We start from the raw sequence: 26,914 nt of genomic DNA on the forward strand, positions 1-26,914 counted from the left end.
CCCTGATCACTCAACCAGAAGTCGTGCCGGACTCGCGAGCAGTTCCATCACCCGGTTGGTGAACCGCGCTGCGACCGCCCCGTCGACGACGCGATGATCTACCGACAGCGACAACGGCAGGGTGTGCCGAGCGACCACGTCGCCGTCGACGACGCGGGGCCGTTCCTCGATCCGTCCGAGCGCGAGGATCGCCACCTCGGGATAGTTGACGATCGGCGTCGCGTACTCGCCACCGATCACTCCGACGTTCGTGACGGTGAACGTCCCCCCCTGCATCTCCTCGCGGGTGATGCTTCGGTCGCGCGCCCGGGCCGCCTTCCGTGCCGTCTCGTCGGCGAGGTCGAGAATCCCTTTCTCGTCGACGTCCTCGATCACCGGCACCATGAGGCCCGCGTCCGTCGCCGTCGCCACGCCGAGGTGGTAGTCGTCGTGACAGACGATCTCCTCGGCGTCCTCGTCGAGTTCGGCGTTGACCTGCGGGAAGTCCGCGAGCGCCCGAGCGACCGCTCGCAACACGAACGGGAGATAGGTGAGGTCGACGCCCGCCTCGGCGGCGTACGGTTCGAGATCGGCCTTCGTCTCGACCAGCGCCGTCACGTCGACCTCGTCCGTGTGCGTGACGTGTGGCGCCGTGTACTTCGAGCGCTCCATCCGCTCGCCGATGGCGCGACGAACCCCGCGGTAGGGGAGCCGATCGCCCGGGTGGGGGCCGTCGGCAGTCGCCGCTGCGGGCTCCCGTCCCGTCTCGGTCCCGCCGTCCCGGTCGTCCGCCGCCTCCCGTCCTCGCTCCGCGAACTCCCTGACCGCACCAGGCGTGACGAACGGCACGCCGTCACGGGCCCGATCTGTCGGCACCGCGTCGAGGTCGACGCCGAGTTCGTCGGCGAGACGGCGGGTGGCCGGCGCCGCGAGGGTCCGTTCCCGCTCCGCCTCCCCGCCCGCGCGGTCGACCGCCGCCTCCCGACGATCCTCCCGGTCGCTCCCGTCGGTCGCCTCGGCCGACGTCTCCGTCGCGGCCGTCGCCGCGGCGTCGACCGACCGGGGGGTCGGCGGTTCGTCGGCCGCCTCCGCGGCCGCGCGAACGTCGGCGGCGGTGAGGCGGCCGCCCGGTCCCGACCCCTCGACGCGCCCGGGGTCGACGCCGAGTTCGCGCGCCAGTCGGCGGACGCTCGGGGGCGCGAAGACGCGGCCGTGGCCGGCGGTCGTGTCGGTCCCGGACTCCGCGGTGGCTGTCCCCTCCCGCTCGCTTCGTTCTCCATCGCTTTCCCCTCGCTCGCCGTCCACCTCGATCGAGACGATGACCGTCCCCACCGGAACCATCTCCCCTTCCGTGACGTGGCGTTCGGTCACCGTCCCTGCGTACGGCGACGGGAGATCGACGACCGCCTTGTCCGTCTCCACCTCGGCAAGTGGTTGGTCCTCGGCGATCCGCTCGCCCGGTTCGACTAGCCACCGGACGAGTTCGCCCTCGGCGACCCCTTCGCCCACGTCCGGAAGAGCGAACGTCTCGACGGTCATGGGAACTCGACGGCCTCCCTGATCCCCTCCTCGATGCGCGTCGACGAGGGGAGGTAGTAGTCCTCGAGGGCATACAGCGGGACGGGCGTGTCGAATCCGGCGATCCGTTTCACCGGTGCCTCCTGGTAGAGCAGCGCCTCCTCCTGAAGGATGGCCGTAATCTCGCCGCCCAGACCACCGGTCTTCGGGGCCTCGTGGACCACCGCCGCCCGTCCCGTCTTTTCGAAGGACTCGACGATGGTCTCCCGGTCGAGCGGCGAGAGCGTCCGCAGGTCGATCACCTCGCAGTCGATTCCCTCGTCGGCGAGGGTCTCGGCGGCCTCCACCGTCGGCCGGGTCATCGCGCCCCACGTGTAGACGGACACGTCGCTGCCCTCCCGGCGCACGGCCGCCTCGCCAAGCGGGACCGTGTGATCGCCCGCCGGTACGTCCTCGCGGAACGCACGGTAGATGAGTTTGGGTTCGAGGAAGATCACGGGGTCGGGGTCGCGGATGGCCGACGCGAGCAGTCCCTTGGTGTCGGCCGGCGTCGACGGGATCACGACTTTCAGCCCCGGTTCGTGGACGAAGAAGGCCTCCTTCGACTCCGAGTGGTGTTCCGGCGCGCGGATGCCGCCACCGTATGGCGCCCGGACGACCAGCGGGCAGGTGAACCGCCCGCGACTCCGGTTGCGGAGCCTGGCTGCGTGGCTGACGATCTGGTCGAACGCCGGGTAGATGAAGCCCATGAACTGGATCTCGGGGACCGGTCGGAGGCCGTACGCCGCCATGCCGATCGAGGTGCCGATGATACCCGACTCCGCCAGCGGCGTGTCGATCACGCGGTCCTTTCCGAACTCCTCGTAGAGGCCCTCGGTCGCCCGGAAGACGCCGCCGTTCTTCCCGACGTCCTCCCCGAGGACGATCACGTCCTCGTCGCGGTGCATCTCGATCTCCAGACCGTCCCGTACCGCCTGTACCAGGGTCAAGTTCCGTGTGTCCGTGCTCATATCAATCCCTCAGGAAGGCGTCGTCGCCGTATCGGTCGCGCAGTCGACGCATCGTCGCCCGCTGCCGGTCCAGTTCCGCCGTCCGGACGGCGTACACGTCGTCGAACAGCGTCTCCGGGTCGGGGCGTGCGGTGGCTTCGGCCCGCTCGATGGCGGCGGCCACCTGTGCCCGTACATCCGCCTCGATTTCGTCGATCCGGTCGTCGTCGAGGCGCCCCGTCTCGCGCAGGAAGCGTTCGAGGCGGGGGATGGGGTCTCGCTTCCGCCACGCCGCAACCTCCGACTCGTCGCGGTAGACGGTCGGGTCGTCGGCGGTGGTGTGGGCGCCGAAGCGATACTGCACCGCCTCGATCAGGGTCGGCCGCGGCCGCTCGTCCGGATCGCGGGCCTTCTCGACCGCCGCCCGCATCACCCGATAGGTCGCCAGCGGATCCATCCCGTCGACCTGCACGCCGTCGATGCCGTAGGCGGCCGCCTTCCCCGCCAGCGTCGGACTCGCGGTCTGGCGCTCGCGCGGCACCGAGATGGCCCACCCGTTGTTGTTGCAGACGAACACCGCCGGCACGTCGAAGACGCCAGCCATGTTCAGTCCCTCGTGGAAATCCCCTTCGCTCGTGGCGCCGTCGCCGAAGTACGCACAGGCGACCGCGTCACCGGCCTGCGGCCGGTTTCCCGAGACACCCCCGTCCTCGCCGCCGCAGCCACCGAGTTTCGACGCCATCGCCAACCCCGTCGTGTGGGGGATCTGGGTCGCGATGGGTACCGCGGCCGGGAAGACGTTCGCGTCCGCCCCCCACCCGCCGGCTCCGTGACCCATCCAGTACAGCAGGATCTCCGAGAGCGACAGTCCGTGGACGTGGACCGCGGCGTGTTCGCGGTAACTGGGGACGATCCAGTCCTCGTCGTCGAGCACGACGGCACTGCCGACCTGAGCGGCCTCCTGGCCCGCCATCGGGGGGTAGGTCCCCATCCGTCCCTGTCGCTGGAGGGTCACCGCCCGCTCGTCGAAGTGGCGGGCGAGGCGCATGTGTCGGTAGATCTCGACCAGTTCCGCGTCGCTCATGTCGGGTGGGGTGCCGACGAGTGCTCCCGACTCGTCCAGCACCCGGACGCGGTCGTCGGGGGCGCGATCGAAGAGGGCGTCGTGACCTCCCTCTCCCCCGGTCACGGTCGACACGACCCCATGTTCGGATCCTCGCGCCCCCGCGTCTTATCGTTTCGGTGTACCGCCCCCGTGTCTCGCCCCCCGATCAGGTGGCGGCGTGTGCTTCGCGGCGCGCCTCGTCGACGCTCCGCCCGTCACGGAGGACGGCGTCGACGAACAGTTCGCCCGCCCGATAGGACGAGCGGACCATCGGTCCGCTCGCACAGTAGAGGAAGCCGAGTTCCTCCTCCGCGACCCGCCGCCACGTCTCGAAGGCGTCGGGGTGGACGTACTCGTAGACGTCGAGGTGCGAGCGGGAGGGCTGGAGATACTGCCCCAAGGTCACCACGTCGACGCCCGCTTCCCGGCAGTCCGCCAGCGCCCGGTAGACCTCGTGATCGTACTCGCCGAGGCCGAGCATCAGACTCGTCTTGGTGTACACGTCGGCGGTGTCTCCGGCGCGTTCGAGCACCGACAGCGACTGTTCGTACCCCGCCCGGCGGTCCCGAACCGGCCACTGCAGGCGCTCGACCGTCTCGACGTTGTGTGCGATCACGTCCGGCCCCGCGTCGACGATTCGGTCCACCAGGGCAGGGTCGCCCCGGAAGTCCGGGATCAGGACTTCGACGAGGATGCCGGGGTCGCGCTCCTTGATCGCCTCGATGGTGCGTGCGAAATGTCCCGCGCCCTGATCCGGCAGGTCGTCGCGGTCCACGCTCGTCAGGACGACGTAGTCCAGGCCGATCTCGGCGACGGCGTCGGCGACCTTCGACGGCTCCTCGGGATCGAGTGCCTCCATCCCGCCGGTCTCCACGTCACAGAAGTTACAGCCCCGCGAACACCGGTCGCCCATCAGCATGAACGTGGCCGTGCCGGGGCCGTTGCGGCCGCTCCAGCATTCGCCCAGGTTCGGGCAGTTCGCCTCCTCGCAGACGGTGTGGAGGTCCCGGTCCCGGAGCGTCTCCTTGATCTCCGTGAACCGCTGGCCCGACGGTGGCCGGTGTTTCAGCCAGTCGGGCTTGCGCCTACGTTCCATATCCCACCTTTCGGACTGCCTGGTAAAAACGTGTGGGCTTCCCCGGGTCGGTTCCCGTCGTCCCGACCGATACGTCTATGCCGGTGGTTCGTGAATCGCCGGCAACATGGGCGATCGGCGGGCGACAATCGTCCGGGGATCCATCCCGCGAACCCTCGTCGGCCTCGCCGTCCCGCTGGTCGCCCAGAACGTCGTCCGGGTCGCCCAGCAGGTGATCGACACGTTCTGGCTCGGCCGCCTCGGCGAGACGGCCGTCGCCGCCGTCGGCCTCACCATCCCCGTGCTCGGTCTCCTCTTTGCCCTCCTCGTGACGCCCTTCGTCGGCACGCAGATCCTCGTCTCCCAGCGGACCGGCGCCGGAAACGACGCCGGCGCCCGCCGGACCGTCGTCCACGGGGTCGTCCTCGCGCTCGCCGTCGGCGCCGGTGTCGGCGGTGCCGTCGCCCTCCTCGCTCGTCCCGTCGTGACGCTCGTCGGCGCCGGCCCCGACGTGGCGCCGTCGGCCGCCCTCTATCTCGGCACCGTCGCCCTCGGGCTCCCGGTGGCGGGCGCGAGCGACGCCCTCGAAGCCGGCTTCGTCGGCCGCGGCGACTCCCGTGCCTCCCTGTTGATCAACGTCGCCACCGTCGCCGTCAACGTCGCCCTCGATCCGCTGTTGATCTTCGGCGCCGGGCCGATCCCCGGCATGGGGGTTCGTGGCGCCGCGCTGGCGACGGTCGCCGGCTACGTCGGCGGCCTCCTCGTCGCGTCCGTCCTCGCGTTCTCTCCCCGGTTGGGGCTCGCGCGTCGCCATCTCTCGCTCTCCCGGCGTGACGTCCGTGCCCTCCTCTCGGTCGGCGCGCCGATCACGGGCCGGCGGGTGGTCAGCCAGAGCGTTCGCGTCCTCCTGATCGGCGTCGTCGCCGCCGCCGGCGGCGCCGCCGGACTCGCCGCCTACACCGTCGGTGCCCGGGTCGCCAGCGTGGCCGTCCTCCCCTCGCGGGGGCTCGGTCAGGCCGCCCAGAGCGTCGTCGGGCAGAACGTGGGCGCCGAGCGCCCCGACCGGGCCGGTCGGGCCGCCCGCGTCGGCGTCGGCATCGCCGCCGCCGCCCTCGCCGCCCTCGGTGCCGTTCAGTGGGCCGTCCCCGGTCCCCTCGCCCGCCTGTTCGTCCCGGATCTCGCCGGCCAGGGCTTCGCCTTCACCGTCCAGTACCTCCGCGTCCTCGCCTACGGCTATCCCGCCATCGGCGCCGTCGACCTCCTGCTCGCGGCGTTCAACGGCGCCGGTCACACCCGGACGAGTTTCGTCGCCGACCTGCTGAAATACTGGGCCGTCCGCCTGCCGGTCGCGGTGCTCGCCCTGCCCGCGACGGCCTCGGTATCGCTGCTCGGCGTCGCCGTCGCGCCCGGCCTCGGCCTGGGGATGCCCGCCGTCTTCTGGGCGGTCACGGGATCGAACGTCGTCGCGGCCGTCGGCGTCGGCGCCTACTACATCCGCGCGCGCCGTCGTGGGTTGTTCGCCGACGCGGTGGTTGAGGCGGCGGACGCCGCAACCGCCGGGACGGACTGAATCCGGGTCGGCCCGGCCGCGACGGAAACGCCTTTGCCTACACGGCCCCCCGACCCGCATATGATCCCTTGCCGCCTCCCGACACACGGGCCACGGGAGGTGCCGACCGCGTGAAGGTCGCCGACGCCGTCCCGGAGTTCGCCGACGCCTTCGACTTCGAGGAGTTCAACGCGATGCAACGGGAGGCGCTGCCCGTCCTCGTCGACAGCGACCACAACGTCGTCGCGTCGGCACCGACGGCGAGCGGCAAGACCGCGCTCGCGGAACTCGCGATCTGCAAGACGCTGAGCGAGGGGGGGACCGCGCTCTTTATCGCCCCCATGCGCGCGCTGACCAACGAGAAGGAAAGCGAGTGGGAACGCTTCGAGGAGATGGGATATTCGGTGTACGTCGTCACGGGCGAACGCGACCTGAACCCGCGGCGGGCCCGCCACGCCGACGTACTGGTGATGACCCCCGAGAAGGTCGACTCGGCCACCCGCAAACACGACTCGCGGCGCTACGACTTCGTGACCGACGTGGACTGTGTCGTCATCGACGAGGTCCACCTGCTCGACTCCGAGCGCCGCGGGGGCGTCCTCGAAGTGACCGTCTCCCGCCTGCGGCGGCTCTGTGACCCCCGGTTCGTCGCGCTCTCGGCGACGATGCCGAACGTCGGCGACGTGGCCGACTGGCTCGACGCCCCGCCGGAGGCCACCTTCGCCTTCGGCGACGACTATCGCCCCGTCGAACTTCGGACCGACGTCGAGACCTACACCCACGGCGAGAACAGTTTCGCCGACAAGTACCGCCGGCTCTACCGGGCGCTCGACTTGGCCGAACCACACGTCCGCGAGGACGGCCAGGCGCTCGTGTTCGTCGCCTCGCGACAGGACGCCGTCAGCGCCGCCGCCAAGACCCGCGACGAACTCGCCGAACGCGACGTCCCCATCGGCGCCCGCGGCGACTACGACTTCCACCAGGCGGCGAAGGAACTGGGAGACGACCGCCTCCGGAAGGGCGTCCTCGACGGTGTCGCCTTCCACCACGCGGGGCTCTCGAAGGACGACCGCGACCGCATCGAGGACTGGTTCCGCGAGGGAAAGATCGCGATCCTCTTTTCGACCTCCACCCTCGCCTGGGGAGTCAACCTCCCGGCGCGCTGTGTGATCGTCCGCGACACCAAATACCACGACCCGCTGGAGGGCGAGGTGGATATCAGTCCGCTCGACCTGCTCCAGATGCTCGGCCGCGCCGGCCGCCCCGGCTACGACGACGTCGGCTACGGGTGGGTGGTCTGTGACCGTTCCGACGCCGACCGCTACCGCCGGCTCCTCCGGGAGGGGACCGAGATCGAGTCCCACCTCGCGGCGGACCTCGACGCCCACCTCAACGCCGAAATCGCGATGGACACGTTGAACGACCTCGACGACGTGCTCTCGTGGCTGGAGACCACCTACTACTACGTCCGGGCGGCGTCGAAGCCCGCGGCCTACGACTTCGACGGCCTCCGCGACCGGGTGCGCGAGACGCTCGAATCGCTGGTCGACCGCGGCTTCGTCGAGATGGCCACGGACCTCGCGGTCGAGTCGACGCCCCTCGGCCGCCTCGCCTCGAAGTACTACCTCCGGCTCTCCACGGCGGAGGCGTTCCACGATCTGGCCGAGCGCGATCGGATCGACGCCGACGCCGTCCTCGAAACCGTCGCCGCCGCCGCGGAGTTCGACTCCGTCTCCGCCCGGCAGTCGGAGGCCGAGGCGGTCGCGGCCGTCCTCGGGAGCGAGGCCACCGCTGCCGACTCGGACCACCTCGACGACGGCGGCCGCAAGGTCCTCGCCATCCTCCGGGCGAGTCGGAGCGATTCGGTGCCCGCCGACCTCCGGAGCGACGCGTGGATCATCCGCCGGAACGCGCTCCGACTGCTCGCGGCGCTGGGGGAGTTCCTCGATCGCTTCTCCGGCCCCCAGGCCGCCAACCTCGTCCGGCGCCTGGAGGCCCGGATCGAACACGGCGTCAGCCGCGATGCCGTCTCGCTCACTGCCGTCGACGGCGTCGGCGCGGGCCGGGCGAGCAAACTCGCGACCGGCGGCCTCTCGCGTCCCGCCGACCTGGTCGCCGCGGGTGTGGACGAACTCGAACGTGCGGGCCTCTCGGCCGGCGTCGCCGAGCGGATCGTCGAGGCTGCCGCCGACCTCCCGGACGTCTCGGTGTCGTGGGACGACGTGCCCGACGGCGTCGCCGCCGGCGAGAGCGAGATGTGCGAGGTGCGGGTGCGAAACGGGGGTGGCGGCGCCCGTGTCGGCGTCCGCGTCACCGTCAACGGCGTCGAGATGCACGCGAAGACGACCTACCTCTCGGACGTGACGACGGTCCCCGTGGGCGTGTTCGGCGCCGACGCGGACACGCTCGACTTCCGGGTCGAAGTGACCTTCCCGGAGCTACCGGTTCGACCGGCGGCGTTCGAGCGGACGGTTCGGGTGGAGTAGTCGTCGAGTCGGCCGTTCGTAGCTGAGCGGACAGTGCGAGCGGTGTGAGATCTCACTCGGCCTTCGGCAACTCGACGACGAACGCCGCCCCGCCGTCGTCGCTGTCTTCGACGCCGATCTCGCCCCCGTAGTTCTCGACGAGTGTGTCGACCAGATACAGACCGATTCCGGTTCCTTGACTGTCGAGTCCCTTCTCGCCCTTGCCGAAGATCTGCGCTCGCTGGTTCCCGGGGATGCCCGGCCCGTTGTCCGCGACACGGACGGTGACGGCGTCGCCGTGATCGCTCACTGAGACCGTCACTTTTGGCGTCTCCGCGTCGTTGTGCTGGATCGCGTTTTTCAGGAGGTTCCTGAAGACGGAGTTCAGCATGTCGTTGGCCTCGACTGTGACCCGTGGAACGGTCGTCTCGGTTCCGATGTCGGCTTCGGGGTATATCGACTGGACCTCGGCGAGTTCGCTTCGGAGTGTGGTTCGGAGATCGGCGTGTTCCAGGTCTTGGTCGGTCGAGAGCATCACGTCGGCCATCTCCCGGGCCACGTTCGTGAGTTCGACCGCGTGATCGGCCCGTTCGAGTACCGTCTCGAGGTGATCGTCCATCTCCGCCTCGTCACCGTCGTCGGCGAGCATCCTCGTGTAGGCGGTTACCATTTGGAGGTCGTTGCGGATGTCGTGGCGGAGCACTCGATTGAGGACTTCGAGGTTGTCACGTTGCTCCTCTAACCGACGTTCGTACTCCTTGCGCTCGGAAATGTCACGTACTAGCCCGAGAAACGTCGGCTCGCCCTCGTACTCGAACCGACTGAGTTTCACCTCGGCGGGGAACGTCGTGTTGTCGACGCGCTGGTGGGTCCACTCGAAGAATGCTTCGCCCTCCTCGAAGGCCGTTTCGACGTGTTCCAGTGCGGCTTTCTCGGACTCCCTTCCGTCTGGCTGCTGGGGTGGGGAGAGATCCCAAGGTGTGTACTCGGCGAACGACTCGACCGAATCGGCGCCGAACAACTCCAGTGTCTGCTCGTTGCAGTCGAAGAACCCGTCGCGGTTCAGCAACATGAGCGCGTCGCGGGTGCCTTCGAAGAGGCTGCGATACTTCTGCTCTCGTTCCCGGAGTTTCTGCTCGCGCTCTTTGCGGTCGGTGATCTCGCGAGCCACGGCGATGAACTTCCGGACGTCGCCGTCGTCGTCGGTGATCGGTGCGACCGTCTGATCGAGGACGATCCGCTCGCCGTCCCTCCCCTCGTCGACCATCTCCGCTTCCCACCGCTCGCCCGAGCGTATCGTCTCCCAGAACTCCTCGTAGAACTCGTCGTCGTACGTCCCGGAGTTGAGGATGTGCGGCGTGTCTCCGACGGCCGCGTCCTCGCTGTAGCCCGTGATCGCTTCGAAGGCCGGATTGACGTACTCGATGGTTCCCTCGTCGTCTGTGATGTAGATGGCGTGGGCGCTCCGCTCGACGGCCGCTTTGAACTGTCGTAACTCGACTTCCCGGCGCTTGTGGTCCGTGACGTCGACGAGGTAGCCGAGCAGTTGGTCGGGATCACTTCCGCTTTCGACCGCTCTGGTGTACTCTTTCACCCACCGAACGTCGCCCGACGCCGTGATCACCCGATACGGGTCTAAGGTGATGCTTTCGACCCCCTCGGCGTCGAGTTCGCTCGCTTCCTCGGCGACCCGTTTCCGGTCTTCCCCGTGGATGAGGTCGGCGTACTCTATCTCTCTGGACCGGAGTTCGTCGGGTGTGTATCCGAGCTTCTCCTCGACGTTCTCCGAGACGTACTCGATCGGCCAGCCTTCGGTGTCTTCCCATTTGAAGACGATCGTCGGTCCCTCTTTGAACATGTCACGCTCCTGCTTCAGAGCCAGTTCGGCCCGCTTCCGATCGTCGATGTCTTGGTGGATGCCCACCGCCCGCACCGGCTCCCCGTCCTCGTCGCGCTCCACGACCTTCCCCATCGTCCGTACCCACTTCCAGGTCCCCGACTTCGTCTTCAGCCGGTGGTCGCACCGATAGTAGGGCGTCCGCTCAGCGACGTGTTCCGCCAACGCCTCGTCGTGCCGTTTCCTGTCCGCCGGATGTACTACTCGCTCCCATCCACGCATTCGATCGCCCATCTCGGCTTGCGTGTAGCCGAGCATCTCCGTCAGTAGTTCGTCGCGTGATACTTCGTCGGTTCGCATATCCCAGTCCCAGATGCCCAGGTTTGCCCCCTCCAGCGCCAGTTCCATGCGCTGTTTCGTCGTGACGAGGTCCGCCTTGCGTTCCTTGCGTTCGGTGATGTCGCGGCCGTTCACGATGATGCCACTGGTCGCGTCGCCGCCGCCCCGACTCCGCACGGTTGCCTCGAGCCAACACCACGACCCGTCGGCTCGCCGGACCCGGAGTTCGACCGTCCGTGGTTCGTCAGGAGCGGTTCGCATCGTCTCCAGCACAGTCGCGACGGTCTCCCGGTCGTCCGGATGCGTGTATTCGATCCCGTCGTTACCGACCACCGCCGCTGGATCGTATCCGAGTACCCGTTCCACCGCGCGGTTCACGTACGTTACCGTGCCATCGGTATCGACGACGGCGATGATGTCTCTCGACTCCTCGACGAGCCTTCGGTACCGCCCGGATTCCCCCACCTCTGTCATCAGTTCGGCCTACGGAGTTCGACCGTATATTACATGGGGTTGTCATCCACGCACATTTCTACGCCGTCAGCCCGGCCACGCCGCGTTTCAGAGCCTACGTGGGGGCGCCGAGTTCCGCCAAGACGGCCCGCAACGCCTCGGGATCGGCCGCGGCGTAGTCGGCAAGCGCCGACGCCTCAGGATCGCCACCGTAGGCCACCGTCGGTATGCCCGCTCGCGTCGCCGCCCGGACGCCGTTCGGGGAGTCCTCGACGGCCACGCAGTTCGCTGTGTCGACGCCGATCCGGTCGGCGGCCGCGAGGTAGACGTCCGGTTCCGGTTTCCCCGACCCGTCGACGTCCTCGGTACTCACCGTCGCATCCACATCGAGGTCGAACCGGTCGACGACCTGGGCGATCCACGCGGGCGGGCTAGAGGAGACGACGGCGACCCGCACGCCGCGGTCCCGGAGCGCGGCCAGCAGGTCTCGGAACCCCGGCATGAGGTCGGCGGACGCGTAGAGGTCCGCGGCGGCGGATTCGTAGAGACCCAGAAACGTCTCCCGGTCCACGGCCATCTCGTACCGCTCGGCGAGGTAGTCGTAGGTCTCGCGGTAGTTGACGCCGCGGATCTCGGCCTGATCGGGAGTCCCCTCGGCCACCGCCGTGGGCAGGATCACGTCCCGCTCTCGGGCGCGCCAGAACTCCTCGGTGTCGACGATCACCCCGTCCATGTCGAACAGCACGGCGTCCATACCGAGCGACCGCGCGCCATCGGTGAAAGCCCTTCGTCCGAGGGTTTTCACCCGGTGCCGCGGCCACCGCCCCCGTGACCGACGCCATCCGCGCTTTCGCCGGCGACTGCACCGTCGAGACCGACGACCGAACCCACCGCGGTCGCGTCCTCGTCCTCGTCAAACCCGACCGCACCGTCCTCGTCCACGACGCCGACGGCTACCAGCCGGTGGCGTGGCTCACCCGTGCCGACGCGGTCACCGTCGAAACCGACGGGCCGGGGTTCGGCCTCACCGCCCGCCTCGACGACCGCACGTTGCGGGTGACCGCCGACCGGATCCGGAAGTCGGTCTACAAGGTCACCGAGGCGGGGGTACCGGTGGGCACCAGCCCCGACACCGGCGGCCCGCTGGTTCGGACGGGCGGGGCGGTCGTCGACGTGGCCGACGACGTCCGGTACCCGCTGGTCGCGGGCGCGACCGTCCTCGATGCCGCGTGTCCGGACTGTGGCCTGCCGCGCATGCGCGTCGAGCGGGGTGCCGCGGTCGAGGTGTGCATCGACCGCGACTGTGACCCCCTCGACGACGCCGTCCGCGACCGGTTCGACCGGGCCTGGACCTGCCCGGACTGCGGGTCGGATCTGCGGATCATCCGCCGCAACGGCCGTCTGCTCGCGGGCTGTGACGCCTACCCCGACTGCGAGACGGCCTTTACCGTCCCGTCCGGCGTCGTCGTCGAGGACTGCCCCTGTGGCCTGCCGGTCTTCGAGACGGCGACCGGGCGGCGGTGTCTGGACGGCACCTGCGACCGGTGGTCGGGGTGACGGCACCGCAGACCCTTTACCCGCGCCCCGCCCCCATCCGGGTATGCAGGGGACCTTCGAGGACGGCGTCGTCCGCGTCGGGGGCGACGCCAGACAGCGCTTCTACGACGCCCGCGGCTACGGGCGGCCGCTCTCCGGTAACCGGATCGAACTCGCCCCCGTCGAGGCCGCTCACCTCCTCTTTCGGGGCGACCTGGGCGCCGTCGTCGCCGGCGACGAGCGGCTCGATTTCCGATCCTTCCTCGTCGCGACCGACACCGCCCTCACCTTCGTCGTGTACAAGGACCTGCGCGACCGGGGATTCTATCTCTCACCCGCTCGCGGGGGATGGGTCGACGACCCCGGGGGCGCGGACTTCGTGGTCTACCCACGGGGGAGTGGCCCCGAGGACGACGCCGTCGCACACCGGCTTCGGGTCGCCGGCGAACGCGAGACCATCCCCGCGGCGACCCTCGGCGACGTCACTCTCGCCGTCGTCGACGAGGAGGGCGAACTCACGTATCTGGAGACGGGCCGTCCGGACGCGGCGGGCGGGGCGGACGGCTCGGGCGAGCGGTACGACCCGCCGGACGGCCTCGACGCCGCCCTCCTCGCCGACCGGGCGGTGGTGTGGGCGCCGCCGGACGCCCTCCACGACCGCGGCTTCTACGGCCAGCGCCTCCACGGGCGAAACGCCGAGACCGGCCCCCTCCAACTGTCGCTGGTCGAGGCGGCCTACCTCGCCCGACGCGGCGCCCTCGACCTCGCCGAACCCCGCGTCGTCGAACGGGGTCGGGCCGTCGAGGGCGAGCGGTTCGACCGCCGACTTCGCACCTACGCGGCGCTCCGGGCGGCCGGGAGCGTCCCCAAAAGCGGGTTCAAGTTCGGTGCCGACTTCCGTACCTACGACACCTTCACCACGGTCTCGGAGATGGACCACTCCGCGCGCCTGATCCGCGTCGTCGCGCCCGACCACACCTTCCTCCCCCGCGACCTCTCGCTCGACGTCCGCCTCGCCGGCGGGGTCCGGAAACGAATGGTTTTTGCGCTGACCGACGTGAACGAGGGGATAGACTGGCTCTCGGTCGCCCGACTCACGCCCTAACATGACACGAGACACTGCGGACGACGCCGACGGAGTCGACGGCGAGGACCGACGGTCCTCGGTCGAGACGACCCCCGCCACCGACGGGGGGAAGGACACCGCCAGCGGCGCGGACGACGTGGCGCTCGACCCCTGGGGCTCCTCGACCGTCTCCGACTACCGCAAACTGTTCGACGAGTTCGGTATCGAGGCCTTCGACGAGGTGCTAAGCGAGGTCCCCGAACCCCACTACCTGATGCGTCGGGGCGTCATCTTCGGGCACCGCGACTACCGTTCCGTCGCCCGCGCGCTCCGGGCGGGCGAGGACGCCGCCGTCCTCTCGGGCTTCATGCCCACGGGCGACCCCCACATCGGCCACAAACTCGTCTTCGACGAGATCATCTGGCACCAGGAGCGCGGCGCCGACGCCTACGGCCTGATCGCCGACCTCGAAGCCCACAGCGCCCGCGGCCTCTCGTGGGACGAGATCGACGACCACGCCCGCGACTACCTGCTCTCCCTGCTCGCCCTTGGCTTCGATCCCGAGGACGGCGAACTCTACCGGCAGTCCACGAATCGGGAGGTGCAGGATCTGGCCTTCGAACTCGGCTCGAACGCCCGCTTCGCCGAGTTCGAGGGGATCTACGGCTTCGACGGCGAAACCTCCGTCTCACACATGCAGTCGGTCGTCACCCAGATGGCCGACATCCTCTACCCCCAACTGGAGGAGCCGAAGCCGACGGTCATCCCCGTCGGCCCGGATCAGGATCCGCACATGCGCCTCGCGCGGGACGTGGCCGCCCGGATGCGCTACTTCAAGGTGACCGAGGCGTACGCCTCCTTCGAGGCCGAGGCCGCCGAGCGTGACCACCTCGCGGCCGCCTACGCCGCCCTCGAAGACGACCGGGAGGTCGTCCGCTGTGCGGACGCGGCCGACTGGCTGGACGCGGAGATGACGCCCGACGCCGTCCGCGACGCGGCGATCGAGAAGCTCCGGTCCGCGGGGAAGGAGCCGCTCCGCCCCCGCGTGCGCTTCCTCGACCGCAACGCCACCGACGAGGCCTTCGACGCCCTGATCGAGGCGGTGCCGGGCGAGAAGCGCCGCTACGACGAACACGTCGACGCCTTCGAGATGGACCGCGAGGCGGCCGAGGAACTCGCCCGCGAGGTGGAGGTCGACAACGGCGGCTACGGCTTCCGTCCCCCGTCGTCGATCTATCACCGGTTCATGACCGGGCTGACCGGCGGGAAGATGTCCTCCTCCGTCCCTGCCTCCCACATCTCCCTGCTCGACGACCCCGAGGACGGCTACGACAAGGTGAGGGCGGCGACGACGGGCGGCCGCGAGACGGCGGCGAAACAGCGCGAACTCGGCGGCGAGGCAGATGAGTGTCCCGTCTACGAGCTGTACGCCTACCTGCTGGCGGGCGACGACGACGAGTTCGCCACCGAAGTGTACGAGGAGTGTGTCGGCGGCGAACGCCTCTGTGGCGGCTGTAAGGAGCAGGCCGCCGAACTCATGCGGGAGTTCCTCGAAGACCACCAGGAGAAACGCGCGGAGATGGAGGCCGTCCTTGACGATCTGGACCTCGACCTCGACTCGGAGCGCCGGGGCGTCGCCGGCGACGAACACTGACGGCATTCGGCCGTCAGAACGCTTTTGCCTCGCGGCGCGTTTCGAACGGGTATGGCGACCGAACCCGCCCCGCCCGCCCCGCTCGTCCGCGAAGCGACCGCGCTCGGGTTCGGCTTCTTCTTCGAGGCCTGAAACCACGGTCGGTGGACTCCGCCCGCGGTGGACGGACGAAACCGGGCCGCTCGGTGGGCCACGCTTCGGAACCCCTAACTGACCGGCTCGGATGCACCTGAACAAGAACGACGCATGCAACTCCCGGAATCACAGGTCGCGGTGTTGGAAGCCGCGAGCGCGACGGAGCAACGGACGATCGAACAGGTGAGCGAGGAGACGGGGCTCGACCCGGCGACGGTGACGGGTGCGGCCTTCGACCTCGACGATGCGGGGCTGATCGCCGTCTCGACCGACGAGACGGTGTCGCACGCCGTCACCGAGGAGGGCGCGACCTACGCCGAGGCGGGGCTGCCAGAGGTGCGACTCTACCGCGCCGCCCTCGCGGCCGGCGCCGACGAGGAGCCCGTCTCGATGGGGACGGTCATCGGGATGGCCGACCTCGGCGACGCCATCGACATCGCGCTGGCGAACTACGCGCGCAAGGGCTACGGCGAGGTCGAGTCGGGAGAGATCACCGCCGATCCCGACCGGGACCCGGACGCCGATCCCGAGGCCGCTGCCCTGAACGTCCTCGCCGAGGGCGACGACGATCCGGAGACGCACGCAGATGCGGACGCCCTCGACCAACTCGTGCGTCGCGGCCTCGTCGAGCGAAGCGAGCGGACCGTCCGCTCGATCACGCTCACGGACGCGGGCGTCACCGCGCTGATGGAGGGCGTCGAGGTCGCGGAGACGGTCGACCGCCTCACCCCCGAGATGCTCGCCTCCGGCGAGTGGCGGGACGTGGCGTTTGCGGACTACAACGTCGAGGCCGACGCGCCCGAGACCCGCGGCGGCACGGTCCACATCCTGCGTCAGACCGCCGAGCGCGTGAAGGACACGCTCGTCGGCATGGGCTTTCGGGAGATGGACGGCCCCCACGCCGACGCGGAGTTCTGGATCAACGACTGCCTGTTCATGCCCCAGGACCACCCGGCCCGCACCCACTGGGACCAGTTCGCGCTGGACGTGCCGCCGATGGAAGAGATTCCCGAGGACCTCATCGAACGCGTCCGTTCGGCCCACCTGGAGGGCGTCGGCGAGGACGGGCAGGGCTACCACTCCCCGTGGACCGAGGCGGTCGCCCGCGAGGTCGACCTCCGGGGGCACACGACGTCGCTGTCGATGCGCTACCTGTCGGGTCACGAGATCGGCGACCTCGACCCGCCCGAACGCTTCTTCAGCGTCGAGAAGGTGTACCGCAACGACACGCTCGATCCGACGCACCTGCTGGAGTTCTTCCAGATCGAGGGCTGGGTGATGGCCGAGGATCTCTCGGTGCGTGACCTGATGGGCACCTTCGAGGAGTTCTACCGGCAGTTCGGCATCACCGACCTGCAGTTCAAGCCCCACTACAACCCCTACACCGAACCGAGCTTCGAACTGTTCGGCGAGCATCCCGAGACGGGCGAGTTGATCGAGATCGGCAACAGCGGGATGTTCCGCGAGGAGGTCCTCCGACCGCTCGGCGTCGACTGCGACGTGATGGCCTGGGGGCTCGCCCTGGAGCGACTGCTCATGCTCATGTACGGCTTCGACGACATCCGCGACGTCCACGGGACGCTCTGTGATCTGGACCTCCTGCGGAACACGGAGGTGCTGCACTGATGCCCGTCGTCGACGTCGACCCCGACGAACTCCGCCGGCTGACGGGCCACGAGGGGAAGGACGACGGCGAGTTGATCGACGACCTGTTCGCCCTCGGCTTGGAGTACGAGGGCGAGACCGAGGACGGCGAGTTGCAACTGGAGTTCGGCCCCGACCGCCTGGATCGCCTGTCCGTCGAGGGGATCGCCCGGTCGCTTCGCTACCAGTACGGCGACGACCGCGGCGTCTACGTGCCGAACACGAACGATCCGGACTGGACGATCGTCGTCGACGAGTCGGTGCCCGACGAGCGGCCGTACGTCACCGGCGCCGTCGTTCGGGGCGTCGACCTCGACGACGACGCCCTCGACTCACTGATCCAGTTACAGGAGAAACTCCACGCGACGATGGGGCGCAAACGCGCCAAGGGCGCCATCGGTATCCACGACCTGACGATGCTGAAGGGCGCGTCGTACCGCGAGGAGGGCGAGAGCCGGAACTCGATCACCTACCGCGGCGTCGACCCCGAGGGCGACCGGTTCGTCCCCCTCGATTCCGACCGCGAGATGACGCCCGCGGACGTGCTCGTGGACCACCCGACCGGCGAGACCTACGCCCCCATCGTCGAGGAGTACGACCGCTATCCCGCCATCTACGACGAGATCGGGCTGTTCTCGTTCCCGCCGGTCATCAACGGCTGTCGGACCGAGGTGTCGACCGACTCGCGCGAACTGTTCGTCGAACTCACTGGCACCGACCAGTGGACCATCGACCGGATGTGCAACGTGATCTGCTATGCCCTCGATGCCCGCGGCGCCACCATCGAGGCGGTCGACGTCGAGTACGCGGACGGTCGGCTCCGTCGACCCGACTTCGAGGCGGAGCGAAAGACCGTCGCCCACGAGCGCATCGAGGGGATGCTCGGAATCTCCCTCGATGTCGAGGAGGCGGTCGACCTGTTCGAGCGGTCGGGGCTGGACGCCGAACCGAACGGCGACGATGGAGCGGTCGGCGGCGTCACTTACGAGGTGTCGATCCCGCCGTACCGCACCGACGTACTCCATCCGCTCGATCTGATCGACGACGTGGGGCGGGCCTACGGCTTCAACGACCTCGACCCTAGCTATCCGGACGTGGCGACCGTCGGCGGCCGCCACGAGCGATCGACGCTCGAAGCGGCGGCCCGGACGACGCTCGTCGGCCTCGGGTTCGAGGACCTGCTCAACTTCCATATGATCTCCGAGGGGGAGAACTACGAGCGAATGGGGATCTCCCCGGGCACCGACGTCGTCGGCGGCGCGTCCCCGGTGACCATCACCGAACCGTACAGCGAGGACTACACCATGCTCCGGACGTGGGCGCTCCCCTCGCTGCTGATGGTCCTCGAGAACAACACGCACCGGGCGTACCCCCAGGACCTCGCGGAGATCGGATTGGCGGCGGGTGCGGACGACGACGAGAACACCGGCGTCGCGGAACACCGGACGGTCGCGGGCGTCCTCGCGCGCCACGACGCCACCTACGAGGACGCCAAATCGCGGCTCGCCGCCCTGTGTCGGGACTTCGATGTGGACCTCGAAACGCCCGCGACGGACCACCCGACGTTCATCGACGGCCGCGCGGCCGACGTCGTGATCGACGGCGAGTCCGTCGGCGTGATCGGGGAGGTGCATCCCCGGGTGCTGGTCGATCACGACCTCGAACTGCCCGTGGCGGCCTTCGAGTTCCGACTGGATGCGCTGGCGTAGTCGGCGTCGCTTTCGAGCGGGCGCGAGCGCGACCGTCGGGAGCGCGCAGCGCTTTTTGGTCCAGCTTTTGCCGAGGGCTGGCGTCACCAGCCCGCAGCGCAAAAGGTGGGGTGTGCGGCCTTCGAGTTCCGACGGACGCGCTGGCGTAGTCGGCGTCGCCGCTCCGCGTCAGTAGGTCTCGATATCGACGCCGAACCGCTCGAAATCCGCCACGTTCCGTGTGAGAACCGGCTCAGCGACGATCTCCGCGGTCGCTCCGATGATCACGTCCCCGTCGGCGACGGCGTCCCCCTCGTTCGCTAGCTCGCCCGACAGGCGGCCGGCCTTCCGCATCACTGCGGTGTCGGCGGGATGAATCGGCTTCGAGGCCAAGACGTTCTCGACCGTCTCGCGCTCCGTCTCCGACTGCTTCGAGCGTGCAACCCGTGCTGTAACTCGAACAGCGTCATCGCCGAGACGCGTTGCTGAACGAGGTTCGCCTCCAGTTCCCGTGCTTTCTCCACGGCTCCGCCGTCACCGTCCATCAAGTCGATCAGAAACGACGTGTCGAGGAGCACGCTATGGCCCACGCAGTCGGTCGGCGACCCCTTCTAACTCCTCGTGGCGTCGCGCTCGGCGCTCGTCGACGGCTCCCCGGAGTGCGTCGGCCTCGTCGTCGTCGAGGATTCCGGCGAGGTCCAGCAGCGACCGCTCGCCGGCCAGCCTGAGGACGACCTCCGAGAACGTCTCGTCGTCGCGTTTGTGCGCGGCGAGACGTTCGTAGGCGTCTTCGGAGAGACGGATGCTCTTCGACATGTGCATACGGTTGTATGCACGTTGCAAAAGCGCTTTTCCCGGCCGGCGTCCTCCCCGACTCGCCCGTCCGGTATACGAACTAATCGTCCGGCTTGCGACCCCAACCGAGGCGTTTAACACCGGCCGCTCCGGTAGCCCCACGCGAGCAATGCCGAGCGGAGAATACGACCCGGAGACGGTCGAACGACAGTGGCAGGAGCGGTGGGTCGAGGAGGACCTCTACGCCTACGGGGACGGCGCGGTAGATCCGGATACCGTCTTCTCCATCGACTCGCCGCCGCCGACGGTGTCGGGCAGCCTCCACTGGGGGCACGTCTACGGGTTCACCCTGCAGGACTTCGTCGCCCGGTACAACCGGATGCAGGGGGGAGACGTGTTCTTCCCGTTCGGCTACGACGACAACGGCATCGCCTCCGAGCGACTCACGGAGGACGAACTCGACGTCCAACACCAGGAGTACGACCGCGACGTGTTTCAGGAGATGTGCCGCGGGGTCTGTGCGAAATACGAGGCGGACTTCACCGAGAAGATGCAGGCGCTCGGCATCTCCATCGACTGGGACGAAACCTACCGGACCATCGAACCGCGGGTCCAGCGCATCTCGCAACTCTCCTTCATCGACCTCTACGAGCAGGGCCGTGAGTACCGCCAGCGCGCGCCCGCCATCTGGTGTCCCGACTGTGAGACCGCCATCTCGCAGGTGGAGATGGAGGACTCAGAGCAGGATTCGCACTTCCACGACATCGCCTTCGAGGTGGTGGGGAGCGACGACACCTTCACCATCTCGACGACGCGGCCGGAACTCCTGCCGGCCTGCGTGGCCGTGTTCGTCCATCCCGACGACGACGAGAACGCCTCTCTCGTGGGCGAAGAGGCCGAGATTCCCCTCTTCGGCCAGACCGTCCCCATCATCGAGGACGAACGCGTCGACATGGAGACCGGGTCGGGTATCGTGATGTGCTGTACCTTCGGCGACCAGACCGACATCGAGTGGTACCAGGCCCACGACCTGCCGCTTCGCATCGCCATCGACGAGTCGGGGACGATGACCGACGTGGCCGACGAGTACGAGGGGCTGTCGGCCGACGAGGCCCGCGAGGCCATCGTCGCCGACCTCGACGACGCCGAGGCGCTTCTGGACCGTCGGCCCATCACCCACGTGGTCAACGTCCACGAGCGGTGTGACACGGAAGTCGAGTTCCTGGTGACCGAGCAGTGGTACGTCAAACTCCTCGACAAGACCGAGGAGTATCTGGAGGCGGGCCGGTCGATGGAGTGGTTCCCCGACAAGATGTTCACGCGGTACAAAAACTGGATCGAGGGACTCCAGTGGGACTGGGCCATCTCCCGACAGCGCTCGTCGGGCATCCCGTTCCCGGTCTGGTACTGTGGCGACTGCGATACGGAGATCATCGCCGACCGCGAGCAGTTGCCGGTCGACCCCCTCTCGGACGACCCGCCCGTGGACCACTGCCCGGAGTGTGACCACGACGAACTCGTTCCCGAGGACGACGTCTTCGACACCTGGGCCACCTCGTCGCTGACGCCGCTGATCAACGCTGGCTGGGACTGGAACCCGGAGACCGAGGAGATGGAGATCCAGCGCCCGGAGCTCTACCGGATGAACATGCGCCCGCAGGGCCACGACATCATCTCCTTCTGGCTGTTCCACACCGTCGTGAAGTGTTACGAGCACACCGGCGAGGTCCCATTCGAGAGCGTGATGATCAACGGGATGGTGCTCGACGAGAACCGCGTGAAGATGTCGAAATCCCTGGGGAACATCGTCTCGCCGGACGAAGTGCTGGCGGAGTACCCCGTCGACGCCGCGCGCTACTGGGCCGCCGGCAGCGCCGTCGGCGACGACCTCCCCTACAAAGAGAAGGGGCTGCGGGCGGGCGAACGCCTGCTGCGCAAACTATGGAACGCGTCGAAGCTCGTCGACGATCTGACGCCCGAGAAGCGCCCCCCACGGCCGGATCTCCGCGAGATCGACCGCTGGATGCTCGCGGAACTCGACGACCGGATCGAGACGGTCACCGGCCACTTCGAGCGCCGTGAGTTCTCGAAGGCACGCGACAGCCTCCGTTCCTTTTTCTGGCATACGTTCTGTGACGACTACCTCGAAATCGCCAAACAGCGCCTCCGAGACGGCGACGATCGCTCCGCCGCCTACACGCTCCAGACCGCCCACCGGCGGTTCTGCAAGCTGTTCGCGCCCATCCTCGCACACGTCACCGAGGAACTCTGGCGGGACATGTACAGCGGTGGGAGCGTCCACACGACCGACTGGCCCGAGCCACTCGGCGTCGAGGCGGACCTCGCGGCCGGCGAGCGGGCGATGGCGGTCGTCGGCGCCCTCCGGAAGTACAAGACCGACCACGAACTGTCGATGAACGCCGACCTAGACGCGGTGCGGGTGTACGGCGACGTCGCGGCCTTCGCCGAGGACATCGAGCGCGTGATGCACGTCGGCGACCTGGAATCGGTCGACGAGGAACCGCCGGTCGAGTCCGTGGTGACGGGCGTCGACCTCGACTACTCGCTCGTCGGCCCCGAGTACGGTGGGCGGGTGTCGGCCATCGAAGACGCCATCGCGAACGGAGCCTACGAGGTCGTCGGCGATCATCTCCACGTCGCCGACGTCGAACTCGACCCCGAGATGTTCGAACTGGAGGAAGAACGACGCTACGCTGGCGAGGGGGAGATGATCGAGGCGGGCGAGACGGTCGTCATCGTCCGGAACTAACCCTGGAGCCCGCTCAGTCTCTCACACGACGTGTCGTGTGACTCGGCGTCTACTCGTTCCGTTCGACGACTCGGACCCCGTTGGAGCAACGCCCGGTTCCGCCTGGCCGACCTGTCTCGAGGACCGAATCACGCTCCTGTACGTCGTCGCCAACAGCGACGACACCGTCGCCAGTGGGTGAGAAAACCGACCGACCAGTACCCGCAGTGGGCGCGAGTACGGCGTCGGTCTAGACACGGTCGTCGTCTACTCGACGTCGACGCCGACCGCCTCGGCGACGGAGTCGAAGCCGTCCCGCTCCAGCAGTTCGAGTAGCCCGCGGTTGATGTCGCGGGCGAGCCCCGGTCCCTCGTACACCAGCCCGGTGTACAGTTGGACGACGCTCGCCCCGGCACGGATCTTCCGGTAGGCGCCCCTCGCGTCGGTGATCCCGCCGACGCCGACGATCGGCACGTCGGTTCGCTCGGCGATGAAGCGGATCGTCCCCGTCGCCCGCTCCTCGATGGGTTTGCCCGAGAGCCCGCCCCGCTCGGCCCGGTTCGGATGCCGCAGGTCGGGCGGGCGCTCGACGGTCGTGTTGGTCGCGATGACACCCGACAGATCTAGGTCGTCGACGACGGCGAGTGCCTCGTCGATGGCCGGGGCGGCCAGGTCGGGAGAGAGTTTCACCAACAACGGCTCCGCGCCCGCGTCGACGAGTCCCCCGAGGATGCGTTCGAGCGACTCGCGGTGTTGCAGATCACGCAGCCCCGGTGTGTTCGGACTGGAGACGTTGACGACGAAGTAGTCGCCGGCGTCGGCGACACGCTCGTAGGTGTACCGGTAGTCGTCCGCCGCCTCGTCGAGCGGCGTCGTCTTCGACTTCCCGATGTTCACCCCGACCGGGGCCTCGGGGAGAGCCGCCTCGTCGAGTCTGGCGCCGATCCGGTCGGCGCCCTCGTTGTTGAAGCCCATGCGGTTGATCAACGCGCCGTCCTCGGGGAGTCGGAAGAGCCGCGGCCGGGGGTTCCCGGACTGGCGCTCGGCGGTGACGCCACCCACCTCGACGTGGCCGAACCCGAGCGCCGTCAGGATCGACGGGAGTTCGGCGTTCTTGTCGAAGCCGGCGGCGACGCCGACGGGACTGTCGAAGGTGAGGCCGAACGCCTCCGTCTCCAGTCGGTCGTCGTCGACGACATAGCGGTCACGAAGTCGGTCCTCGATTGTCGTCCCCTGGACGGTCCGGAGCAGTCGGTGCGTGGCGCGGTGGGCCGTCTCGGCCGGTAGGGCGAACAGCAACGGTTTGCACAGGTCGTAGCCCTTCATGGCCGTCTTGCCCGCTCGCTGCCGGGATCGCGAACGATCATCGGTGCTCAGAAGTCGTGTTCGACGTCGTCCGGATCGGCTTTCTGGATGATGATCTTCCCGTCGCGCACGCGGACGAACACCTCGTCGCCGATGTCCATCCCCGCCACGGCGAGTTCGTCTTCGTGCAGGTTGACGTGGACGTTGTGGTATTCGCCGTTTTCGTCCTTGGCGCCGCTTGGACTGAGCTTCTTTTTCCGGACCATCGGGGCTGTCTAGCCCCCTTTCGCCACAGGACACACATAAGTGTTGTCTACTCCAGGGTCCGTGGATCGAACGTCGCCGACACACCCCGCTTCCCGCCAGGATTTATACGTGTTTTTCCCCGACGAGCCCTCGCTTTGCCGATATATTTATGTTGTGGCATGTGCTCGATTCCCATAGAGGTGCAAAATCATGGTACGAGAGGACGGTAAGCGGAACTTCGTGATGCGTGAGGACGGCGAGGAGGACAGCGTGTTCTCGGGGAACATGCCCCGACAGGCCGCACTGAAGGCGGCACGGCGACTTTCCCCAGCGGAGTCGGAGGACGACGCCGAAGCCGACCCTACGGAGATCCGTCTTCGGGAGAAAGGGACCGACAAGGTCCACATCTTCGACGCGTGGGCGTGGGAGCAGGAGGCACCGGGCGACAAACCCGACTGGATGGGCGACCGTATCACGAAGGGCAACGTCTCGAAGAAGGGAATCGAACACCTCGACGAGTGACGAGTGGGGGGCGTCGCGGTGCCCCACCGACCAGTGCCGACAGGGCTTTGTCGGTCCGCCGATCACCTCCGTGCGCGCGGCCGCTCCCCGGTGGGACCGCTCGTACGAGCGAGGGATGACCGACCGGCCTCCAGCCGCGCAATATCCGTCACCGCGGACACCGTCCTCTCGCTTATCACCGGAGCGTGACGCACACCCGTGGAAACGAGTGACGATGCGCGGTCATTTCGACGGCCTTATTTATACCACCGTCCTCCGCAGTAGTACGCGCGTCGTCGGCCCCGATCCGTCGACCGGACACGATCCGGACGACTCACGATCGACGGCCGGCGGCGGAACGCTTCCGACGCCCTTAAGTGTATAAGGGGGCTCGGTGGTAATGCGAAGGGCGAGGGCGACGGTGCCCTCGGCCTCCCCGGACCGGTCACGCCGACCGGGGTGATTCCACGCCCGATCAACGGGCTTATGTGGGTTGCCCTCCTCGGTTCAGGTCCGGACGAAACATGAGGATCCCACCCCTGCGGTCCGCCGTAAGCCGGGATCTGATGTGAGCCTTGGTGGTTCGGTGTCACCCGGTCGGCGCGGTGACTCGAACCACGGACCTCAGTGGTCTATACGACGCGGAGACTGTCTCTCAGAGAGAGACAATCTCCCCGCCACCCCTCACTCGCAAGAGTGAGCCCATTCCGGTTGATCCTGCCGGAGGCCATTGCTATCGGGGTCCGATTTAGCCATGCTAGTTGCACGAGTTCAGACTCGTAGCGAATAGCTCCGTAACACGTGGCCAAACCACCCTCCAGCGAGCGATAACCTCGGGAAACTGAGGCTAATAGCTCATCCCCGTCTCACGTTGGAATACCGAGACGCGCAAAGCTTACGCGCTGAAGGACGTGGCTGCGGCCGATTAGGTAGACGGTGGGGTAACGGCCCACCGTGCCGATAATCGGTACGGGTTGTGAGAGCAAGAACCCGGAGACGGAATCTGAGACAAGATTCCGGGCCCTACGGGGCGCAGCAGGCGCGAAACCTTTACACTGCACGCAAGTGCGATAAGGGGACCCCGAGTGCGAGGGCATATAGTCCTCGCTTTTCAGTACCGTAGGGAGGTACTGGAATAAGAGCTGGGCAAGACCGGTGCCAGCCGCCGCGGTAATACCGGCAGCTCGAGTGATGGCCGATCTTATTGGGCCTAAAGCGTTCGTAGCCGGCCACGCAAGTTCATCGGGAAATCCGCCAGCCCAACTGGCGGGCGTCCGGTGAAAACTGTGTGGCTTGGGACCGGAAGACCCGAAGGGTACGTCTTGGGTAGGAGTGAAATCCCGTAATCCTGGACGGACCGCCGATGGCGAAAGCACTTCGGGAAGACGGATCCGACGGTGAGGGACGAAAGCCAGGGTCTCGAACCGGATTAGATACCCGGGTAGTCCTGGCCGTAAACGATGTCTGCTAGGTGTGACTCCCACTACGAGTGGGTGTTGTGCCGTAGGGAAGCCGCTAAGCAGACCGCCTGGGAAGTACGTCCGCAAGGATGAAACTTAAAGGAATTGGCGGGGGAGCACTACAACCGGAGGAGCCTGCGGTTTAATTGGACTCAACGCCGGACATCTCACCAGCATCGACAGCAACAATGACGATCAGGTTGATGACCTTGTCAGAGCTGCTGAGAGGAGGTGCATGGCCGCCGTCAGCTCGTACCGTGAGGCGTCCTGTTAAGTCAGGCAACGAGCGAGACCCGCACTCCTAATTGCCAGCACCGGCTTCGGCCGGGTGGGTACATTAGGAGGACTGCCGTGGCCAACACGGAGGAAGGAACGGGCAACGGTAGGTCAGTATGCCCCGAATGTGCTGGGCTACACGCGGGCTACAATGGCCAAGACAATGGGTTCCAACCTCGAAAGAGGACGGTAATCTCCTAAACTTGGTCGTAGTTCGGATTGAGGGCTGAAACCCGCCCTCATGAAGCTGGATTCGGTAGTAATCGCGTGTCAGCAGCGCGCGGTGAATACGTCCCTGCTCCTTGCACACACCGCCCGTCAAAGCACCCGAGTGGGGTCCGGATGAGGCCGTCGCACGACGGTCGAATCTGGGCTCCGCAAGGGGGCTTAAGTCGTAACAAGGTAGCCGTAGGGGAATCTGCGGCTGGATCACCTCCTACTGACCGGGACCTCCTTCACGGGAGGCCCACCACACGGCCACTGCCGTCCACGGTTCGCCCACCGCACCGATCGGGCACCGTAGAACCACCACGGCTCACACCACTACGCC

At 67.9% G+C, this 26,914-nt stretch carries 20 protein-coding genes, 1 rRNA gene and 1 pseudogene; 11 read left to right on the top strand and 11 right to left on the bottom strand.

Annotated features, from left to right (window positions below):
* Positions 1-6 precede the first annotated feature (6 nt).
* The 4 genes and pseudogenes from NBT82_RS15700 to lipA all read right to left on the bottom strand — a co-directional run.
* Positions 7-1,518: a dihydrolipoamide acetyltransferase family protein gene (locus tag NBT82_RS15700; RefSeq protein WP_251329047.1), complete on the bottom strand. Its 1,512-nt coding sequence runs from the start codon at positions 1,516-1,518 to the stop codon at positions 7-9.
* Positions 1,515-2,507, bottom strand: coding sequence for an alpha-ketoacid dehydrogenase subunit beta (locus tag NBT82_RS15705; protein ID WP_251329048.1), 993 nt, complete (start codon positions 2,505-2,507; stop codon positions 1,515-1,517). Before NBT82_RS15705 ends, NBT82_RS15700 begins: the two co-directional genes overlap by 4 nt.
* A gap of 1 nt (position 2,508) precedes the next feature.
* Positions 2,509-3,675 carry a pyruvate dehydrogenase (acetyl-transferring) E1 component subunit alpha gene (gene pdhA / locus NBT82_RS15710; RefSeq protein WP_251329049.1) on the bottom strand — a complete coding sequence of 389 codons (1,167 nt, stop codon included), beginning with the start codon at positions 3,673-3,675 and terminating at the stop codon, positions 2,509-2,511.
* A gap of 82 nt (positions 3,676-3,757) precedes the next feature.
* Positions 3,758-4,702: pseudogene (gene lipA / locus NBT82_RS15715) on the bottom strand (lipoyl synthase); the annotation flags it as partial.
* Between the two features lie 91 nt (positions 4,703-4,793).
* Here lipA and NBT82_RS15720 point away from each other — a divergent pair.
* Positions 4,794-6,236: an MATE family efflux transporter gene (locus NBT82_RS15720; protein ID WP_251329051.1), complete on the top strand. Its 1,443-nt coding sequence runs from the start codon at positions 4,794-4,796 to the stop codon at positions 6,234-6,236.
* A 110-nt stretch (positions 6,237-6,346) separates the two neighbouring features.
* The gene (locus NBT82_RS15725; protein ID WP_251329052.1) at positions 6,347-8,701 is read left to right on the top strand and encodes a DEAD/DEAH box helicase; all 2,355 of its coding nucleotides are present in this window, start codon (positions 6,347-6,349) and stop codon (positions 8,699-8,701) included.
* 52 nt (positions 8,702-8,753) lie between these two features.
* On the opposite strand, the gene NBT82_RS15730 is transcribed toward NBT82_RS15725, so the two are convergent.
* Together NBT82_RS15730 and NBT82_RS15735 are read right to left on the bottom strand one after the other, a co-directional pair.
* On the bottom strand, positions 8,754-11,330 hold the full coding sequence (locus NBT82_RS15730) for a PAS domain S-box protein (RefSeq protein ID WP_251329053.1): 2,577 nt from the start codon (positions 11,328-11,330) through the stop codon (positions 8,754-8,756).
* A gap of 94 nt (positions 11,331-11,424) precedes the next feature.
* Positions 11,425-12,063, bottom strand: a complete 639-nt coding sequence (locus tag NBT82_RS15735; RefSeq protein ID WP_251329054.1) for an HAD family hydrolase — start codon at positions 12,061-12,063, stop codon at positions 11,425-11,427.
* 74 nt (positions 12,064-12,137) lie between these two features.
* Between NBT82_RS15735 and NBT82_RS15740 the strand changes: the two genes are divergently transcribed.
* From NBT82_RS15740 to pheT, 5 genes are all read left to right on the top strand, one after another.
* Positions 12,138-12,866 carry an Sjogren's syndrome/scleroderma autoantigen 1 family protein gene (locus NBT82_RS15740; RefSeq protein WP_251329055.1) on the top strand — a complete coding sequence of 243 codons (729 nt, stop codon included), beginning with the start codon at positions 12,138-12,140 and terminating at the stop codon, positions 12,864-12,866.
* 43 nt (positions 12,867-12,909) lie between these two features.
* A complete protein-coding gene (gene endA, locus NBT82_RS15745) occupies positions 12,910-13,950 on the top strand; it encodes a tRNA-intron lyase (protein WP_251329056.1) in 1,041 nt (346 codons plus the stop codon).
* Position 13,951: 1 nt separating this feature from the next.
* Entirely contained in the window at positions 13,952-15,565 is a 1,614-nt protein-coding gene (locus tag NBT82_RS15750; protein ID WP_251329057.1) for a tryptophan--tRNA ligase, read from the top strand.
* A 246-nt stretch (positions 15,566-15,811) separates the two neighbouring features.
* Positions 15,812-17,326 (top strand): phenylalanine--tRNA ligase subunit alpha, encoded by a 1,515-nt coding sequence (pheS, locus tag NBT82_RS15755; protein WP_251329058.1) that lies wholly within the window; start codon positions 15,812-15,814, stop codon positions 17,324-17,326.
* Positions 17,326-19,053 carry a phenylalanine--tRNA ligase subunit beta gene (gene pheT, locus NBT82_RS15760; RefSeq protein WP_251329059.1) on the top strand — a complete coding sequence of 576 codons (1,728 nt, stop codon included), beginning with the start codon at positions 17,326-17,328 and terminating at the stop codon, positions 19,051-19,053. Before pheS ends, pheT begins: the two co-directional genes overlap by 1 nt.
* A gap of 168 nt (positions 19,054-19,221) precedes the next feature.
* Here pheT and NBT82_RS15765 read toward each other — a convergent pair whose 3' ends face one another.
* The 3 genes from NBT82_RS15765 to NBT82_RS15775 are packed head-to-tail and all read right to left on the bottom strand — an operon-like array spanning position 19,222 to position 19,848.
* Positions 19,222-19,425, bottom strand: coding sequence for a PIN domain-containing protein (locus NBT82_RS15765; RefSeq protein WP_251331377.1), 204 nt, complete (start codon positions 19,423-19,425; stop codon positions 19,222-19,224).
* Complete coding sequence (locus tag NBT82_RS15770; protein WP_251331304.1) at positions 19,386-19,577, bottom strand: PIN domain-containing protein; 192 nt, start codon at positions 19,575-19,577, stop codon at positions 19,386-19,388. The genes NBT82_RS15765 and NBT82_RS15770 overlap by 40 nt, the downstream gene beginning before the upstream one ends.
* A gap of 34 nt (positions 19,578-19,611) precedes the next feature.
* The gene (locus tag NBT82_RS15775) at positions 19,612-19,848 is read right to left on the bottom strand and encodes an antitoxin VapB family protein (RefSeq protein WP_251329060.1); all 237 of its coding nucleotides are present in this window, start codon (positions 19,846-19,848) and stop codon (positions 19,612-19,614) included.
* Between the two features lie 148 nt (positions 19,849-19,996).
* Here NBT82_RS15775 and NBT82_RS15780 point away from each other — a divergent pair, with 148 nt between their 5' ends.
* Both NBT82_RS15780 and NBT82_RS15785 read left to right on the top strand, forming a co-directional pair.
* A complete protein-coding gene (locus tag NBT82_RS15780) occupies positions 19,997-22,597 on the top strand; it encodes a valine--tRNA ligase (protein ID WP_251329061.1) in 2,601 nt (866 codons plus the stop codon).
* A 37-nt stretch (positions 22,598-22,634) separates the two neighbouring features.
* The gene (locus tag NBT82_RS15785) at positions 22,635-22,778 is read left to right on the top strand and encodes a hypothetical protein (protein ID WP_251329062.1); all 144 of its coding nucleotides are present in this window, start codon (positions 22,635-22,637) and stop codon (positions 22,776-22,778) included.
* A 65-nt stretch (positions 22,779-22,843) separates the two neighbouring features.
* Here the strand turns inward: NBT82_RS15785 and NBT82_RS15790 are convergent, their stop codons facing one another.
* The gene (locus NBT82_RS15790) at positions 22,844-23,902 is read right to left on the bottom strand and encodes a quinone-dependent dihydroorotate dehydrogenase (protein ID WP_251329063.1); all 1,059 of its coding nucleotides are present in this window, start codon (positions 23,900-23,902) and stop codon (positions 22,844-22,846) included.
* A gap of 47 nt (positions 23,903-23,949) precedes the next feature.
* Positions 23,950-24,147, bottom strand: a complete 198-nt coding sequence (locus NBT82_RS15795) for a hypothetical protein (RefSeq protein WP_049937926.1) — start codon at positions 24,145-24,147, stop codon at positions 23,950-23,952.
* A gap of 190 nt (positions 24,148-24,337) precedes the next feature.
* Between NBT82_RS15795 and NBT82_RS15800 the strand changes: the two genes are divergently transcribed.
* Positions 24,338-24,649 (top strand): non-histone chromosomal MC1 family protein, encoded by a 312-nt coding sequence (locus NBT82_RS15800; protein ID WP_251329064.1) that lies wholly within the window; start codon positions 24,338-24,340, stop codon positions 24,647-24,649.
* 683 nt (positions 24,650-25,332) lie between these two features.
* Positions 25,333-26,802: ribosomal RNA gene (locus NBT82_RS15805) — 16S ribosomal RNA — on the top strand.
* The last annotated feature ends 112 nt before the right edge of the window (positions 26,803-26,914 follow it).

Origin of the sequence: Haloplanus sp. HW8-1 (assembly GCF_023703795.1) — an archaeon.
Classification (GTDB): Archaea; Halobacteriota; Halobacteria; order Halobacteriales; family Haloferacaceae; genus Haloplanus; species Haloplanus pelagicus.

Excerpts from the sequence above, each read along its gene's own strand:
- endA (WP_251329056.1), top strand. The coding sequence starts at position 12,910 with ATGCAGGGGACCTTCGAGGACGGCGTCGTCCGCGTCGGGGGCGACGCC.
- NBT82_RS15735 (WP_251329054.1), bottom strand. The coding sequence starts at position 12,063 with ATGGACGCCGTGCTGTTCGACATGGACGGGGTGATCGTCGACACCGAG.
- NBT82_RS15705 (WP_251329048.1), bottom strand. The coding sequence starts at position 2,507 with ATGAGCACGGACACACGGAACTTGACCCTGGTACAGGCGGTACGGGAC.
- NBT82_RS15770 (WP_251331304.1), bottom strand. The coding sequence starts at position 19,577 with ATGGACGGTGACGGCGGAGCCGTGGAGAAAGCACGGGAACTGGAGGCG.
- NBT82_RS15780 (WP_251329061.1), top strand. The coding sequence starts at position 19,997 with ATGCCGAGCGGAGAATACGACCCGGAGACGGTCGAACGACAGTGGCAG.
- NBT82_RS15790 (WP_251329063.1), bottom strand. The coding sequence starts at position 23,902 with ATGAAGGGCTACGACCTGTGCAAACCGTTGCTGTTCGCCCTACCGGCC.
- NBT82_RS15720 (WP_251329051.1), top strand. The coding sequence starts at position 4,794 with ATGGGCGATCGGCGGGCGACAATCGTCCGGGGATCCATCCCGCGAACC.
- NBT82_RS15795 (WP_049937926.1), bottom strand. The coding sequence starts at position 24,147 with ATGGTCCGGAAAAAGAAGCTCAGTCCAAGCGGCGCCAAGGACGAAAAC.
- NBT82_RS15700 (WP_251329047.1), bottom strand. The coding sequence starts at position 1,518 with ATGACCGTCGAGACGTTCGCTCTTCCGGACGTGGGCGAAGGGGTCGCC.
- pheS (WP_251329058.1), top strand. The coding sequence starts at position 15,812 with ATGCAACTCCCGGAATCACAGGTCGCGGTGTTGGAAGCCGCGAGCGCG.
- NBT82_RS15800 (WP_251329064.1), top strand. The coding sequence starts at position 24,338 with ATGGTACGAGAGGACGGTAAGCGGAACTTCGTGATGCGTGAGGACGGC.
- NBT82_RS15775 (WP_251329060.1), bottom strand. The coding sequence starts at position 19,848 with ATGTCGAAGAGCATCCGTCTCTCCGAAGACGCCTACGAACGTCTCGCC.
- NBT82_RS15750 (WP_251329057.1), top strand. The coding sequence starts at position 13,952 with ATGACACGAGACACTGCGGACGACGCCGACGGAGTCGACGGCGAGGAC.
- NBT82_RS15730 (WP_251329053.1), bottom strand. The coding sequence starts at position 11,330 with ATGACAGAGGTGGGGGAATCCGGGCGGTACCGAAGGCTCGTCGAGGAG.
- pheT (WP_251329059.1), top strand. The coding sequence starts at position 17,326 with ATGCCCGTCGTCGACGTCGACCCCGACGAACTCCGCCGGCTGACGGGC.